This is a genomic window from Variovorax sp. V116 (genome assembly GCF_041154435.1).
Classification (GTDB): domain Bacteria; phylum Pseudomonadota; class Gammaproteobacteria; order Burkholderiales; family Burkholderiaceae_C; genus Variovorax; species Variovorax paradoxus.
Genome location: NZ_AP028661.1, coordinates 805,088 through 819,753, shown reverse-complemented (window position 1 = coordinate 819,753; position 14,666 = coordinate 805,088). Strand labels below are relative to the sequence as shown.

Here is a 14,666-nt window from a genome sequence, read left to right as displayed (position 1 = left end):
AAAAATTTCCTTTGGTTTGTTCTCGTCATGTTGCCAATGACGGCGCAGCGGCTGAGGCCGGCTGCAAGCGGCGCGGAGTGTAGCGCACGCGCGGATGCCCTCAGGCCGAGGCCTTGATGGCATCCGTCAAAAACCGCACGAAAGCCTTGCCTGCATCGGGCAATGAACGGCCTGCGAGCGTCTCGACTTCGAGGTGGCGCTCGTTCATCTCGCGGTCCTTCAGCGGAATGGCCACCAGCGCCTTCGACTTGAGCTGCGTGCGGATCGACAGCTCGCCATAGAAGGCGATGGTGCCGCCGCCCGCGGCCGCAAAGCTCACCAGCGCATTCGCATGGTTGCTCGACATGGCCTGCACGTACTGCAGCCCCTGCCGGCTGCAGCTGATGTCCAGCAGTTGCCGGATGGAACTGTCCCGCGGCGGCAGGCCCAGCGGATAGGCCGCCACCTGGCGCAGCGAGAGCTGCCGCTGCCCCGCCAGCGGATGGTCGCTCGCCATCACGGCGAGGATCGGGCTCGGGTGGCGCAGCTCGATCCGGATGCCGGGCTCGGGCACCGCGCTCAGCGTGATGCCCACGTCCGCTTCGCCGTCGCGGATGCGGCCGGGAATCTCGTGGGGCGGGCAGACCTCCAGGTGAAAGCGGATGCCTTCATGCTTCGCGCGAAAGCGCGAGATCAATGTGGGAAGGAAGTCGAACGCGAAGCCCTCGGTGCTCGCCACGCGCACGCGCCCGCTGCGCAGGCCGCGCAGGCCCTGGATCTCGCCGGCCACGCGCTCGATGTCCTGCTGCACCCGCTTGGCATGCGCGGCCAGCAGTTCGCCGGCCGCATTGGGCACCATGCCGCGCGCGTGCCGGTCGAACAGCAGCGTGTCGAGTTCGCGCTCCAGGCGCGCCACCTGCCGGCTCACGGCGGAAGGCGCCACGTTGAGCTTGAGCGCCGCCTCCTTCACCGACCCGGTCCTGACCACCTCCAGGAAGTAGCGGACCGCGGTTTCCTGCAGCGTGTGAAGCGACATGTTTCTTCCTTGTGGCCGCGTGGCGACGCGCGTTTGTCGATTGCCGAATCGGCAATCGACAATTCTAAACATTGCGCTTGTGGCAGCGCGTTGCGGCTCCTAGGATGAACCTGCATCCCCGCTCTGTCGTTCCTCCAGGAGTCCTTCATGAAACGCCTCCCCGCACTGGCCTGCATGGTGCTGCTGCTGTCCTGCCTCGGCCTCGCGCCCTTCGCGGCGCTGGCTGCCGACACCGGGTTTCCGTCGCGCCCGGTCACGCTCGTGATTCCCTTTCCGCCCGGCGGCGCCACCGACGTGAACGGCCGCGTGATCGCGCAGCGCCTGGGCAAGGAGCTCGGCCAGCCCGTGGTCATCGAGAACCGCGGCGGCGCCGGCACGGTGATTGGCGCGAGCTACGTTTCCAAGGCGGCGCCCGACGGCTACACGCTGCTGATCAGCTCGGGCACCACCTTCACGGTGAATCCCGCGATCCGCCCCAACCTGCCCTACGACCCGGTCAAGGGCTTCGAGCCGATCGGCCTGGCCGGGCGCGTGGGCCTCATCCTGCTGGCGAACAGCGAAGTGCCGGTGCAAACGGTCAAGCAGTTCGTCGACTACGTGAAGGCCTCGCCCGGAAAGTACTCGTACGCGTCCTTCGGCACCGGCACCACCTCGCAGTTTGCCGGCGAGACCATCCTGCATGCCGCCGGCCTCAAGATGACGCACGTGCCCTACAAGGGCAGCGCCCCGGCCATGACCGACCTCATGGGCGGGCAGGTTCCGTTCAGCATCGACACCGTGAGCGCGGCCATTCCCCAGCTCAAGAGCGGCAAGATCAAGGCCATTGCCGTGACCACGGCCAAGCGCTCAACGCTGCTGCCCGACGTGCCCACCATGGCCGAGAGCGGCTACCCCGAAGTCAACACCGACACCTGGCTGGTGCTGGTGGCGCCGAAGGGCCTGCCGCCCGAGGTGAAGGCCAAGCTCGAAAAGGCGCTGGCCGCGACCATGGCCGATCCCGACACGCGCGCCAAGCTCAGTGCGCAGGGCCTGGAGCCGGGCTATGCCAATTCCGCCGCCGTGAGCGAGCTGATCGCCAAGGAATTGCCGCAGATGCGCGCCATCGCTGCGCGCGCAAACATCACATCAGATTGACGCCACTCGAAGCGACATGAGCACCCACACCGAATTGATCGAACAAACCGCCGTCGAACTGCGCCGGCTCATCGGCAGCAAGGCGGTCTCGCCGGTCGAGCTGCTCGAGGCCTGCATCGCGCGCATCGAGCGCGTGAACCCCTTCATCAACGCCGTGACCGCCACCTGCTTCGAGCGCGCGCGGGCCGAGGCCCGGGCGGCCGAGAGCGCCGTGATGCGCGGCGATGCGCTGGGGCTGCTGCACGGCCTGCCGCTCGGCGTGAAGGACCTGGAGCCGACCGAAGGCCTGCTCACCACCTGGGGCTCCGCGATCTTCCGCGACCACGTGCCGCAGGAGGACATCGAGCTGGTGGCCCGCCTTCGCAGGGCCGGCGCCATCGTGGCGGGCAAGACCAACGTTCCCGAAATGGGCGCCGGCGCCAACTCGCGCAACGAGGTGTGGGGCGCCACCGGCAACCCCTTCAACCCGAACCTCAATGCCGGTGGTTCTTCCGGCGGCTCGGCCGCCGCGCTGGCCTGCGACATGCTGCCGGTGTGCACCGGCTCCGACACCGGCGGGTCGCTGCGCATTCCGGCCGCCAAGTGCGGCGTGGTGGGCTTCCGGCCTTCGCCGGGCATCGTGCCAAGCGTGCGCAAGCTGCTGGGCTGGACGCCGATCTCGGTCGTGGGTCCGATGGGCCGCACGGTGGAAGACGCCTGCCTGCAGATGGCGGCCTCCGCCGGCATGCACGCGGGCGATCCGCTGAGCTATCCGCTCGATCCGCTCAGCTTCCTGAAGCCGGCCGGCATCGACCTCAGCAACCTGCGCGTGGCGTGGACCGAAGACTTCGGCACCTGCGCGGTGGACGACGGCATCCGCGCCACCATGCGCGGAAAGATCGGTGCGATGCAGCACCTGTTCAAGCGCTGCGACGAGATCGAGCTCGACCTCGGCGAAGCGCACCGCTGCTTCGACGTGCTGCGTGCCGAGGCCTTCGTGGCCGGCATGCATGCCGCCTACCAGCGCGACCCGGCCAGCCTGGGCCCCAACTCCCGCGCCAACTACGAAATGGGCGCGCAGATGAGCCTGCTCGACAGCGCCTGGGCCCAGGCCGAACAGACGCGGCTCATCAAGCGCTTCCAGGCCGCCTTCGCCGACTACGACCTGATCCTCTCGCCCACCACGCCGGTGTCGCCCTTTCCGTGGACGCAGCTCTATGCGGACACCATCAACGGCGAGAAGCAGGCCAACTACTACCGCTGGCTCGCGCTGACCTACGTGGTCACGCTGACGACGCATCCGGCGCTGGCGCTGCCCTGCGGCCTCGACCATGCGGGCATGCCCTTCGGGCTGCAGATCGTGGGCGCGTTCAGGGCCGACCACCAGGTGCTGGGCGCGGCGCACGCCATGGAAAAGGCCTTCGCGGCCGACGCGCAATTGCGCCGCCCGCGGCCCGACATCGCGTCGCTGCGCGCGGCCGAACCTGCGCTCAGGTCGATCGTCACGGCGCCGCCCGGTGCGGGCCGCAGCGCGCCTGCAGCCGCCACCTCCGCGGTCTGAGAAAGCCCCGGGGCCGGCCAGCGCGCCAGCCTTGACCTTGACACGGTGTCAGCCTGGAAACTGGCGATGCGCTGCGCGTGGTGCGCAGCAGCATCTTCCTGTTTTCTCGTTGGAGCACTCGATGAACCACGCGCATTCCGGAGCGCCGCAGCACCCGCATCACCCGCAGCACGAAGGCCACCACGCGCCGCATGACCACACGCCTGTGCCTGTGCCTGCGGCCGCCGGCACCATCTACACCTGCCCGATGCATCCGGAGATCCGGCAGGACCATCCGGGCAACTGTCCCAAGTGCGGCATGACGCTGGAGCCCGAGATGCCGACGCTCGACGAGGGCGAAGACCCCGAGCTGCGCGACTTCAAGCGCCGCTTCCTGTGGACGCTGCCGCTCACGCTCGCGGTGGCCGTGCTCGCGATGGCGGGGCACCGGCTGCAGTGGTTCGAGATGGCCACGCAGAGCTGGATCGAGCTGGTTCTTTCGCTGCCCATCGTGCTGTGGGCGGGCTGGCCCTTCTTCAGGCGTGCCGTGCAATCGGTCGCCAACCGCAGCCCCAACATGTGGACGCTGATCGGCCTGGGCACCGCGGCCGCCTTCGCCTACAGCGTGGTGGCCACGGTGGCGCCGCGCGTGTTTCCCGAATCGTTCATGTCGATGGGCCGCGTGGCGGTGTACTTCGAGGCGGCCGCGGTGATCATCTCGCTCACGCTGCTGGGCCAGATCCTCGAACTCAAGGCGCGCTCGCAGACCTCGGCGGCCATCAAGTCGCTGCTCGGCCTTGCGCCCAAGACGGCGCGGCGCATCGGCGCCGATGGCACGGAAGAAGACGTGCCTATCGCCCACGTGCACGTCGGCGACAAGCTGCGCGTGCGGCCCGGCGAGAAGGTGCCGGTGGACGGCGTGGTGGTCGAGGGCGCGAGCGCGGTCGACGAGTCGATGCTCACCGGCGAGCCGCTGCCCGTGACCAAGCGGGCCGGCGACAAGCTCATCGGCGCCACGCTCAACACCAGCGGCGCGCTGGTGATGCAGTCGGAAAAGGTCGGCTCGCAGACCGTGCTCGCAAGCATCGTGCAGATGGTGGCGCAGGCCCAGCGCTCCCGCGCGCCGATGCAGCGCATGGCCGACCACGTGGCCGGCTACTTCGTGATGGCCGTGATCGGCATCGCGGTGCTGACCTTCTTTGCGTGGGGCTTCTTCGGGCCGGCGCCGAGCTGGACGCACGGGCTCATCAATGCGGTGGCGGTGCTCATCATTGCCTGTCCCTGTGCGCTCGGGCTGGCCACGCCGATGTCGATCATGGTGGCCACGGGCAAGGCGGCCACGCAGGGCGTGCTGTTCCGCGATGCGGCCGCGATCGAGAACTTCCGCAAGGTCGACGCGCTCATCGTCGACAAGACCGGCACGCTGACCGAAGGCAAGCCGGGCTTCGAACGCGCGGTGGCGCTGCCCGGCTTCAGCGAGGACGAGGTGCTGCGCCTCGCGGCAAGCCTCGACCAGGGCAGCGAGCATCCGCTCGCGCATGCCATCGTGCGTGCGGCGCGCGAGCGCGGGCTTGCGCTGGCCGCGGCCGACGAGTTCGAGTCCGCCAGCGGCATCGGCGTGAACGGCAGCGCCGGCGGCCGCCGGCTGGCGCTCGGCAACACCGCGCTGATGGACCAGCTGGGCGTGCCGGTCGATGCGCTCCGGCCGCAGGCCGAGGCGCTGCGCGCCGAGGGAGCCAGCGTGATGTTCCTCGCGGTCGACGGCCAGCCCGCCGGCCTGCTGGCCGTGTCCGACCCGGTCAAGGCCACCACGGCGGAAGCGCTGGCGGCGCTCAAGGCATCGGGCATGCGCGTGATCATGGCCACGGGCGACGGCCTGACCACTGCGCGCGCCGTGGCCGCCAGGCTGGGCATCGACGAGGTGCACGGCGAAGTCAAGCCGGCCGACAAGCTCGCGCTGGTCGAGAAGCTGCAGCGCGAAGGCCGCATCGTCGCGATGGCCGGCGACGGCATCAACGATGCGCCCGCGCTCGCCAAGGCCGATGTCGGCGTGGCCATGGGCACCGGCACCGACGTGGCGATGAACAGCGCCCAGGTCACGCTGGTCAAGGGCGACCTGCGCGGCATTGCAGAGGCGCGCATCGTCTCCGAGAAGACCATCGCCAACATGAAGCAGAACCTGGGCTTCGCGTTCGTCTACAACGCGCTCGGCGTGCCGCTGGCCGCGGGCGTGCTGTTCCCGTTCACGGGCTGGCTGCTGTCGCCGATGATCGCGGCGCTGGCGATGAGCCTGAGCTCGGCGTCGGTCATCACCAATGCATTGCGGCTGAGAGCCGAGGGCGCGGGCGGCAGGCCGGGCTGAGGCGCCAGTCCCATGGGGCACCGGGCCGGCAGCATTCGAACTCCGCCTACATACATTTGGCGCGGGTTCATGCAAGTTGGCCGGATGACACAGCCCATCGAACTCATCATCGAGGAGCCAGCCCTCGGATCATTTGTCTGGCGCCTGCTCGAAACGGATGCGAACGGAGCGAACCCCAAGGTGCTCCGCGACGCCTTCGATCCGGCGGACACCTACGAAGCCGCGCTGGCCGCGGGACAGCGCGCGCTGCACAGCGAGATCCGCCGGCGCGCCTCCGGCCAACCGCAGGCACAGACCGCCTGAGCGAAGCTGCCGGCCGGCCCGTGCTACAGGTGCCTGGGCCGCGCGGGCTCCGATATCTTTCCGAGCGGATCGGCCGCCGCGCCGGCCTCGCCCTTGGCCGCCACGTCGCCCAGCGACAGGATGCCCACGAGGCGCTTGTCGCGGTCGACCACCGGAAGCCTGCGGATCTGCACCGCGCTCATCTGGCTGAGCGCCTCGTCGACCGTGTCGTCGGCATAGCACCAGTACGCGTCGGCGGTCATGATCTGCCTGACCGGCGATGCGCCAAGGTCGATCTCGCGGGCCACGCCGCGCACGGCAATGTCGCGGTCGGTCACCACGCCGACCAGCCGGCTGCCGTCGCACACCGGCAGCACGCCCACTTCGAGTTCTTCCAGCGCCTTGGCGGCCTGCACGATGGTGTCGCCCGGCGCCACCGTGCGCACGCCGCGCGTCATCACTTCATGAACCTGAGTCATCGCATGTCCCTTCTGCAGCGAAGGCCCGCTGCAGGTCCCAGCTTAGGCGGGCGGCGGGCGGGCCGTGTCGGCAGTCTCGGGGACCGCAAGTAAGCCATGTCGCACTTCGCCGCTGCGAAGGGCCCGGCTGCGCGCGGCGGGTACGTAAGATCGGCGTCCGCCGGTTTTCCGCAACGACGACAAAGGAGATCTACAGATGCAGAACAAAGCCCTCGAGCCTCGCCGCCGCTTCCTGAAGAATGCCGCGGGCTCCGGACTGGCCGCCGTCGCCGGGCTGGCCAATGCGCAGTCCTTCGACTTCAAGCCCAACCAGCGCTACCCGGACCCTTCGGTGCTGATCCTGGACCCGAGCTTTGCCAAGTACCGCATCTACAGCAGCACCGTCGAGCAGCTGGGCACCGGCATGCGCTGGGCCGAGGGGCCGGTGTACTTTCCGGAGGGCGGCTACCTGCTGTGCAGCGACATTCCGAACAACCGGCTCATGAAGTACGACGAGAAGACCGGCAAGTTCACGGTGCACAAGCAGAACGCCAACTATGCCAACGGCAACACGCGCGACCGCCAGGGCCGCCTCGTCACCTGCGAGCACTCGGTCACGCGTCGCGTGGTGCGCACCGAGAAGAACGGCCGCATCACCGTGCTGGCCGACAGCTACGAGGGCAAGAAGCTCAATGCGCCCAACGACGTGGTCGTGAAGTCGGACGACAGCGTGTGGTTCACCGACCCGACCTTCGGCATCAACGGCGAGTGGGAAGGATCGAAGGCCACGCCGGAGCAGGCCACCACCAATGTCTACCGCATCGCGAAGGACGGCAAGCTCAGCGCCGTCATCACAGACCTGGTGAACCCGAACGGGCTCGCGTTCTCGCCGGACGAGAAGAAGCTCTACGTGGTCGAGTGGAAGGGCACGCCCAACCGCAGCATCTGGAGCTACGACGTTGCCGCCGATGGCGCCAGCGTGTCGAACAAGACCAAGCTCATCGATGCGGACGGCCCCGGCGCGCTCGACGGATTCCGCGTCGACCGCGACGGCAACCTCTGGTGCGGATGGGGCTTCAACGGCGCATTCGCGCCCGAGCCCACCGACGTGGGCGGCGGCCTGAAGGCCCACCTGCCGCTCGGGAAATCCGAAGAGATGGACGGCGTGAAGGTCTTCAACCGCGACGGCAAGCCGATCGGCTTCATCCGCCTTCCCGAGCGCTGTGCCAACCTCGAGTTCGGCGGGCCCAAGCGCAACCGCCTCTACATGGCGAGCAGCCATTCGCTCTATGCGCTCTACGTGGAGGCGCACGGCGCGGTCTAGCGCTTCAGCGTTCGGGCCTAGACCAGTGCCGCAATCTCCGCGGCACCCAGCGCGCCCTGGTAGATGCGCAGATCGCCGAGGCGGCCGCGCAGCGGCGGGTCGTTCGGATACTGCGAACGCCCGAGCAGGTTCCGCGTGGTCTCGCCGAGCTCGCAGGGCCCGAAGCTCATCTGCGCATTGCTGCCGACCGCCACGCCGTCGACGTACAGCGTGCCGAGCGTGCCGGACAGGGTCACCGCCACATGCACCCAGCGGCCCGTCGGCAGCGGCGACGCGCCTTCGATCATCTGCATGTTGTAGCCGTGAACCGGCGAGATGGCATAGCGCACCTTGCCGGTGTCGCTGCGCGGCGTGAGCATCATGTAGCGGCGCTCGCCGGAGCCGAAGTCGAAGACGCGCGCCCAGGTCGAGATCTCGTCCAGGAACACGCGGCATGCGATGGTGAAGTCGGCCACGTCCTTGACCACGCCCACGGGGAGCTCGGCGTAGTCGGCGGCCGCCTGCGTCTCGCTGAAGTCGCGCTGCAGCAGCAGCTCGGCCTTGATGGCGGCGCGGGCCTCGTCGGAGGGGTTGCCTTCTCCGGCCGCGGTCAGCGCCACCACCGCGTAGTGGTACGCCACGCCGGGCGCGATGGTGCTGTCGGTGAAGGTCAGCGTGTCGCTGATGCCCGTGGCCACCGTGGCATACGGCCCGCCCGCCATGGTGGCGCGCTTGACCGAATAGCTCAGCGCGCCGGTGCAGCCCCACCACGAGAGCTCGACCTGCGGTCCGTGCACGCGCGCGGTGAGCCCGCTCGGCCGCAGCGGCGTCGTGATCGGATCGCGCGTGTAGGTGAGCGTGCCGAAGCCGAGCTGGTCGCCGTTGTTGCCGTCCGTCTCGGGCCGCATCTGCTCGGCCTGCAGCGCGGTGTAGGGCGTGGCGATGCCCAGCCGGTTGGCATAGTGGTTGTAGACGCTTTCCCAGATGCCGCGCCGGTGGCCGAGGCCGTCCCCCAGCACGGTCTTTGTTCCCTGCCGGTTGGCGCTGGTGAGAAAGGGCACGGTGTAGAAGTTGCCGGCGCCGTCCTGCAGGTTGGACTTGGCCACGTACTCGGCGCCGGCAAGGAAGCGGTTGTTCTCGTAGCCGTAGATGTCGTCGCCCTGGTTCCAGGCCATTTCGCAGAATGCGCCCGCCAGGCCGATGCCCAGCGTGCAGTGCCCTTGGTCGCGGCCGCTCTCCTGCCACTGGCCGAGGTAGCCGGGATGCACGTGGTAGACCGCCTGCAGGCCGGCGCCATTGCCCTGGCCCGCCTTGTAGTAGCCGATCGCCTCGTCGTAGAGGTCTGGCCGGTCGCACAGCACGCCGATGGCCAGGATCGAGCCCAGCGCGCACTGGTCCCAGTTGGCCCAGTAGTTGGTGATCACCGCACCGTTGTGCCTGTCGAGGAAGTCGTGGTTGAGCGGATAGAACACCGTGAGCATCATGTTCTGGAAGCGCTCGAAATCGCCGGCCGCCCATCCCGGATAGGAGCGCATGATCTCGGCCGCATTCGCGAACTGCTGGCCGTAGATGCCTGCCGCAAGAAAGCGATCCGCATTGCCCGTGACCTCTTTCAGCGTGGAGGACCACTCGTTCAGGAAGACCACGGCAAGGTCGGCATAGCGCGTGTCCTGAGAAACCTTCCAGCGCAGCGCGAGCTGGTAGGCGCGCGCGACGTCGATGTAGAACTGCGCGAAGTTCTGGCCCGGGACGTCCCCCCGAATCACCGTGGCCAGCGGCCGCGGCTTGGCGCCGAGCTGCGAACGGCCATTGGACGTGAGCGCGTTCCAGCCGGCGACCCAGGGCTGCGCATTGGCCGCGATCTTCTGGCGCATGCGCTCGAAGTCGGCCTCGGTGTGCAGCAGGCCGGGGTGCACGAACTTGCGCGCCTGCGGTGCGGAGGGCGCCGCGTCGGGCGCCGCGGGTGCATCGGGCGCGGCGGGCGGGGCCGCCGCCGGTGCCGATGCATCCGCCTGCGGCGCACCGCCGCCCAGCGCGCCGAAGCCGCCCGCCACGCCGCCGCCGCCACCCCCTCCTCCGCACGCGGCGGTGCCGAGGGCCGCGAGGCTCACGGCGCCCACGCAGAATGCGCGGCGGTCCAAGGGATTGATGTTGTTGTTTTCGCTTTGTGACTGATGCATGTCGGGATCGAGTTTTGTTAAACCTCGTTACCGCAACATGCATGCCCAATCGGCGGATGCATCCTTTTCCATTCACCGAATCGCGGCCCGGAACGCGACGGCACCGCGAAGGTGCAGGAAGCCGCGCCGCGGATGACATTCAGTGTCAACCCGCGGCGCCCATGCGCTCAGAAATGTCATGCCAGCCCGCCGCGGGCCGCCGCGCTAGAGCTGCAGGTTGACCTGGACGCCGGGCGTGCCGGGCGCCGTTTGCGCGACCACGACGATGCGCTCCTCGAGCCTCTGGAAATGCAGGTCCACCCGCGCGTGGCCCACCTGCAGCCGCTGCACGTGCAGCTGGTCGATGTCGGCCGGCAGCCGCGGCTGCACGATCTTCACCTCGCGCCGGATGCCGTCCACCTGCAGGCCCAGGCAGGCCTGCAGCAGCATGAACACCGAGCCGGCGGCCCAGGCCTGCGGCAGGCACGCGACCGGGTAGGCCACGGGCGACTGGCCGGGCTCGCGATCGAAGCCGCAGAACAGTTCCGGCAACCGCATGCCGAAGTGCGCGGCCGTCTCGAACAGGTTGTCCAGGATGCGCACCACGCCGTCGCGCTCGCCGTAGCGCGCAAGGCCGGCTGCGCACAGGGCCGCGTCGTGCGGCCACACCGATCCGTTGTGATAGGACATCGGATTGAAGCGCACCGCCTCCGCCGGCAGGGTGCGGACGCCCCAGCCCGATGCAAAGGCCGACGACAGCAGCTGGCGGCCCACGGCCTGGGCCCGCTCTGCGCTCGGCAGGCCGGCGAACAGCAGGTGGCCCGCGTTGGAAGCACGCACGCGGCAAGGCTGGTTGGCGCCGTCGATGGCCAGCGCATAGAAGCCCAGGTCGTCGAGCCAGAACCGGCTCTCGACCGCAAGCCGCATGGCCGCCGCGCGCTGGCGCCAGCGGCTCGCGCCCGCATCGCCGCGCCACTCGGCCATGGCCGACATCGCAAGGAAGGCCGCATAGGCATAGCCCTGGACCTCCACCAGCGCGATCGGCCCCTCGGGCGTGCGGCCGTCGGCGTGGAAGATGGAATCGTGGCTGTCCTTCCAGCCCTGGTTGACCAGGCCGCTGGCTTCGCCGCGCTGGTAGGCGAGCAGGCCGTCGGGGTGGCGCGCCATGTTCCGCTCCATCCATTCGCAGGCCGCGCCGAGCGCGGGCCAGATGCGGTCGATGGTGGCGCGGTCGCCGGTGCGCCGTGCATAGGCGCCGGCCAGCGCCACGAACAGCGGCGTGGTGTCGACGCCGCCGTAGTACTGGCCGAAGGGCAGTTCGTCGACGGCGGCCATCTCGCCCTTGCGGGTCTCGTGCATGATCTTTCCGGGCTCCGCATCGCGGAAGCTCGAGGTCTGGTGCGCCTGCCGCGCCGCCAGGAATTCGAGCACGCCCTGCGCCAGCCTCGGGTCGATCCACAGCATCTGGAAGGCCGTGACGATGGCGTCGCGCCCGAACGGCGTCGAGAACCACGGGATCCCCGCATAGGGATAGGGGCCGGTGGGCAGGTCGGTGGTGAGCAGCGCGAGGTCGGCGCGCGAGCGGTCGAGCCAGGCCTGGAACAGGCGCCCCGAGGCGTGCAGCCGCGAGCCGCGCCGTTGCCGCTGGCGCATGCGCCAGCGCGCGAGCACGCCGGCCTCGCGGAAGCGCTGGGCGCCGGGCCGCGCGGGTGCCGTGCCCACCTCCAGGTAGAGCGTCCAGTGGCCGCGCGCGGCCAGCGGCACGGCGAATGCGGCGGTGCCCGCGTCCAGGCGCTGCGGCGCCTCGGAAAAATCGATGCAGGCCAGCCGCGTGACGGTGTCCAGTCCCTGGTAGCGCAGCACCACGCCCTGGGCGCCGACCTCGGGCGCACCGATCTCGCCGCGCCGCGCGCGCCGCTGGCCGCGCACCTCGAACATGTCGCGGAAGTCGGCGCCGAACTGCAGCATGAGCGGCGCCTGCGCGGGCAGGTCGCCGTAGTTGACCAGCCGGATGCGCTCGAACAGCCGCGCGCCCCAGAGAAAGCGCTTGCGCTCCATGTGGATCACGCCCTGCGGCATCGACGTCGATCCGAGCACCGGCAGCGGACGGTTGGTGAGGTTGGCGGTGAAGAAGACGTTGTCGTGGCTCACGCCGCTGGACAGGAGCGGCGGCCGCGCGCCGTCCAGCCGGAGCACGAAGGTCGAGAGCATGCGCGTGTCGTCATGGAAGAGCCCGTCCACGCCGTCGCCCACGTCGCCGTGGCCGTCCATGACAAAGTAGGTGTCGCCCTCCTTGAGCACGAAGGCATGCTGCACCGCGCGCTCGGGCGCGGGCTCGGCCTGCTCGGTGGCGGGTACTTCGGCGCTCATGCTCAAGCGGCCTCGCGGTAGAGGGGCTCTTGCGGCTCCTGCGGCAGGAGCGCGCCGGCGCCGGCCAGCCGCGCGTACTGCTCGACATAGGCGCTGGCCATGGCCTGGGCCGAGTAGCGCCGCTCGAAGGCCTGCCGCACGCGGCGGCGGTCGAGCGCGCCGATGGCGTGCACCGCCTGGACGGCCTGCGCCTCGTCCTCGACGATGAGCCCGCTCACCCCGTGCTCGATCACCTCGGGCACCGAGCCGCAGCGCCAGCCGATCACCGGCGTGCCGCAGGCCATGGCCTCGATCATCACCAGGCCGAAGGGCTCGGGCCAGTCGATCGGGAACAGCAGCGCGCGCGCGCCGCCCAGGAACGCGGCCTTGTCGGCGTCGCCGATCTCGCCGATGAACTCGACCAGCGGATCGTCCAGCAGCGGCCGGATCTTCTGCGCGAAGTAGCTCGCGTCCGCCGCGTCGACCTTGGCCGCGATCTTCAGCGGCAGCCCCGCGCGCCGGGCGATCTCGATGGCGCGGTCGGGCCGCTTCTCGGGCGAGATGCGGCCGAGGAAGGCCAGGTAGCCGCCAGGGTTCGGCTCGAAGGCGTAGGGCGTCTCTTCGAGTCCGTGCGGGATGGTCGCGAGCCAGTTGGCAAAGGGCAGCGGCTTGCGCTGGTGGCGCGAGATGGAGACCAGCGGAAACTGGTTCCAGCGCATGTACGCGCCGGGCAGGTCCGCGATGTCCAGGCGCCCGTGCAGCGTGGTGAGGGTGCGGCCGGCCATGTCCTCGAAAAAGGGAAAGTGCAGCAGGTCGACGTGGAAATGCAGCACGTCGAACTCGTGCGCTCGTCGTCGCACTTCGTGGAGCATGCAAAGGTGGCTGGCCAGGTCGGACTTCAGCGGCGCCGGGTCCAGCCGCAGGGCCTGGGCCCGCATGGGCGCCAGGCGGGCCCGGGTCTGCGTGTCCGCGGAGGCGAACAGCGTGACCTCGTGGCCCTGGTCCACCAGCGCATTGGCCAGGTGGGCAACGACCCGTTCGGTGCCGCCATAGAGCCGCGGCGGAACGGCTTCGTACAGGGGCGCGATCTGCGCGATCTTCATCGTCAAGACAATCTCCTCGCAAGGGAATGAATGAACAAGGAACAAGGCGAAGAATGGAGGCGGCACAGCCTCCGGCGCACATTTTGGGATGGGCGCGCCCGCTTTCAAGAGCCGCCTGCGCGGCCTGCGCCGCTTGCACGCGGCGCGGGCTTGGCCTAGATTTTTCAGCTCGTGACAGGAGGTTTTTCGATGGACATTCTTGAAACCGTTGCGGACCAGTCGGATGCGATGAAGCTGCCGCTCTATGCGGTGACCGTGACCGCGGTGGCGCGCGAACAGGCGCCGGCGCTGCTGTCGCTGCACTGGCACGGCTTCTTCCGGCAGACGCCGCTTCGCCTGCCTGGCGTGCCGCTGCCGGCGCGGCCGGTGCCGCAGTCGATGGCGCAGTTCGACGTGCCCGCAGGCCGGCTCGATGCATTCGACGAGCTCGAGCGTTCGCTGCTGGAAGCCGCCTGGCAGCTCGGCGCCTGGGACGTGGAGCGGCTCGAGCGGCCGGCCTGGTGGCGCCTGGGCGCGCCGGCCACCGAAGTCAGCGATGGGCGCCGCGCCTTCGGCTACTACGAGGACGACGAACAGGACGGCGAGCACCTGGTGGCCGATGCCCCCGACCGCGAGGAGCTGATGCGCCTGGCCGCGCACCGCGGCTACCTGCGCTGGCTGTTCCGCCCGCGCAAGCGCGGCATCTGGGCCGCGGTGCAGGAGCCGCAGGGCGGCGACGACACGCTCGACGACAGCGGCGGGCGCGCGCTGCCCTGCCCCGTCATGCCGCAGCCGCGCCAGGCCGACGCCGCGGCGCGCCGCACCACGGTCTACCGGCTCGGCCGCAGCGACCGCATCGTGCTGGGTGGCTCCTGAAAAAAATCGTCACAAAAAAATCCGCGCGGCGGGCCCTTGAAGCGCCGCGCGCGCGCCCATAGCTCTCGCGCGCCGGCCTCTTGCGGCCGGCAAGAAAGAACGTGAACCGACATGGCGCCGGCCGCGT

General features: G+C 69.6%; 11 protein-coding genes. 6 read left to right on the top strand and 5 right to left on the bottom strand.

The genetic code is table 11. The annotated features are described in order from the left end of the window. Positions 1-100 precede the first annotated feature (100 nt). A complete protein-coding gene (locus ACAM58_RS03790) occupies positions 101-1,015 on the bottom strand; it encodes a LysR family transcriptional regulator (RefSeq protein ID WP_018903799.1) in 915 nt (304 codons plus the stop codon). 147 nt (positions 1,016-1,162) lie between these two features. On the opposite strand from ACAM58_RS03790, the gene ACAM58_RS03785 reads away from it, so the two are divergent. From ACAM58_RS03785 to ACAM58_RS03770, 4 genes are all read left to right on the top strand, one after another. Continuing rightward, entirely contained in the window at positions 1,163-2,149 is a 987-nt protein-coding gene (locus ACAM58_RS03785; RefSeq protein ID WP_369664190.1) for a Bug family tripartite tricarboxylate transporter substrate binding protein, read from the top strand. 16 nt (positions 2,150-2,165) lie between these two features. Beyond that, a complete protein-coding gene (locus tag ACAM58_RS03780; protein ID WP_369664189.1) occupies positions 2,166-3,689 on the top strand; it encodes an amidase in 1,524 nt (507 codons plus the stop codon). 121 nt (positions 3,690-3,810) lie between these two features. Continuing rightward, positions 3,811-6,030, top strand: coding sequence for a copper-translocating P-type ATPase (locus ACAM58_RS03775; RefSeq protein ID WP_369664188.1), 2,220 nt, complete (start codon positions 3,811-3,813; stop codon positions 6,028-6,030). An 84-nt stretch (positions 6,031-6,114) separates the two neighbouring features. Continuing rightward, complete coding sequence (locus ACAM58_RS03770) at positions 6,115-6,333, top strand: hypothetical protein (protein ID WP_369664187.1); 219 nt, start codon at positions 6,115-6,117, stop codon at positions 6,331-6,333. Between the two features lie 23 nt (positions 6,334-6,356). On the opposite strand, the gene ACAM58_RS03765 is transcribed toward ACAM58_RS03770, so the two are convergent. Next, the gene (locus ACAM58_RS03765) at positions 6,357-6,791 is read right to left on the bottom strand and encodes a CBS domain-containing protein (RefSeq protein WP_369664186.1); all 435 of its coding nucleotides are present in this window, start codon (positions 6,789-6,791) and stop codon (positions 6,357-6,359) included. Positions 6,792-6,987: 196 nt separating this feature from the next. Between ACAM58_RS03765 and ACAM58_RS03760 the strand changes: the two genes are divergently transcribed. Continuing rightward, positions 6,988-8,094, top strand: a complete 1,107-nt coding sequence (locus ACAM58_RS03760; RefSeq protein WP_012745859.1) for an SMP-30/gluconolactonase/LRE family protein — start codon at positions 6,988-6,990, stop codon at positions 8,092-8,094. Positions 8,095-8,111: 17 nt separating this feature from the next. Here the strand turns inward: ACAM58_RS03760 and ACAM58_RS03755 are convergent, their stop codons facing one another. The 3 genes from ACAM58_RS03755 to ACAM58_RS03745 all read right to left on the bottom strand — a co-directional run bounded on the left by ACAM58_RS03755 (position 8,112) and on the right by ACAM58_RS03745 (position 13,684). Further along, positions 8,112-10,214: a LamG-like jellyroll fold domain-containing protein gene (locus ACAM58_RS03755; RefSeq protein ID WP_369664185.1), complete on the bottom strand. Its 2,103-nt coding sequence runs from the start codon at positions 10,212-10,214 to the stop codon at positions 8,112-8,114. A gap of 243 nt (positions 10,215-10,457) precedes the next feature. After that, positions 10,458-12,602: a glycogen debranching N-terminal domain-containing protein gene (locus ACAM58_RS03750; protein WP_369664184.1), complete on the bottom strand. Its 2,145-nt coding sequence runs from the start codon at positions 12,600-12,602 to the stop codon at positions 10,458-10,460. A gap of 2 nt (positions 12,603-12,604) precedes the next feature. Beyond that, the gene (locus tag ACAM58_RS03745) at positions 12,605-13,684 is read right to left on the bottom strand and encodes a glycosyltransferase family 4 protein (RefSeq protein ID WP_369664471.1); all 1,080 of its coding nucleotides are present in this window, start codon (positions 13,682-13,684) and stop codon (positions 12,605-12,607) included. A gap of 189 nt (positions 13,685-13,873) precedes the next feature. On the opposite strand from ACAM58_RS03745, the gene ACAM58_RS03740 reads away from it, so the two are divergent. Beyond that, positions 13,874-14,539, top strand: a complete 666-nt coding sequence (locus ACAM58_RS03740) for a diguanylate cyclase (protein ID WP_369664183.1) — start codon at positions 13,874-13,876, stop codon at positions 14,537-14,539. Positions 14,540-14,666 lie beyond the last annotated feature (127 nt).

Excerpts from the sequence above, each read along its gene's own strand:
- ACAM58_RS03745 (WP_369664471.1), bottom strand. The coding sequence starts at position 13,684 with ATGAAGATCGCGCAGATCGCGCCCCTGTACGAAGCCGTTCCGCCGCGG.
- ACAM58_RS03780 (WP_369664189.1), top strand. The coding sequence starts at position 2,166 with ATGAGCACCCACACCGAATTGATCGAACAAACCGCCGTCGAACTGCGC.
- ACAM58_RS03790 (WP_018903799.1), bottom strand. The coding sequence starts at position 1,015 with ATGTCGCTTCACACGCTGCAGGAAACCGCGGTCCGCTACTTCCTGGAG.
- ACAM58_RS03765 (WP_369664186.1), bottom strand. The coding sequence starts at position 6,791 with ATGACTCAGGTTCATGAAGTGATGACGCGCGGCGTGCGCACGGTGGCG.
- ACAM58_RS03775 (WP_369664188.1), top strand. The coding sequence starts at position 3,811 with ATGAACCACGCGCATTCCGGAGCGCCGCAGCACCCGCATCACCCGCAG.
- ACAM58_RS03770 (WP_369664187.1), top strand. The coding sequence starts at position 6,115 with ATGACACAGCCCATCGAACTCATCATCGAGGAGCCAGCCCTCGGATCA.
- ACAM58_RS03785 (WP_369664190.1), top strand. The coding sequence starts at position 1,163 with ATGAAACGCCTCCCCGCACTGGCCTGCATGGTGCTGCTGCTGTCCTGC.
- ACAM58_RS03760 (WP_012745859.1), top strand. The coding sequence starts at position 6,988 with ATGCAGAACAAAGCCCTCGAGCCTCGCCGCCGCTTCCTGAAGAATGCC.
- ACAM58_RS03740 (WP_369664183.1), top strand. The coding sequence starts at position 13,874 with ATGGACATTCTTGAAACCGTTGCGGACCAGTCGGATGCGATGAAGCTG.
- ACAM58_RS03750 (WP_369664184.1), bottom strand. The coding sequence starts at position 12,602 with ATGAGCGCCGAAGTACCCGCCACCGAGCAGGCCGAGCCCGCGCCCGAG.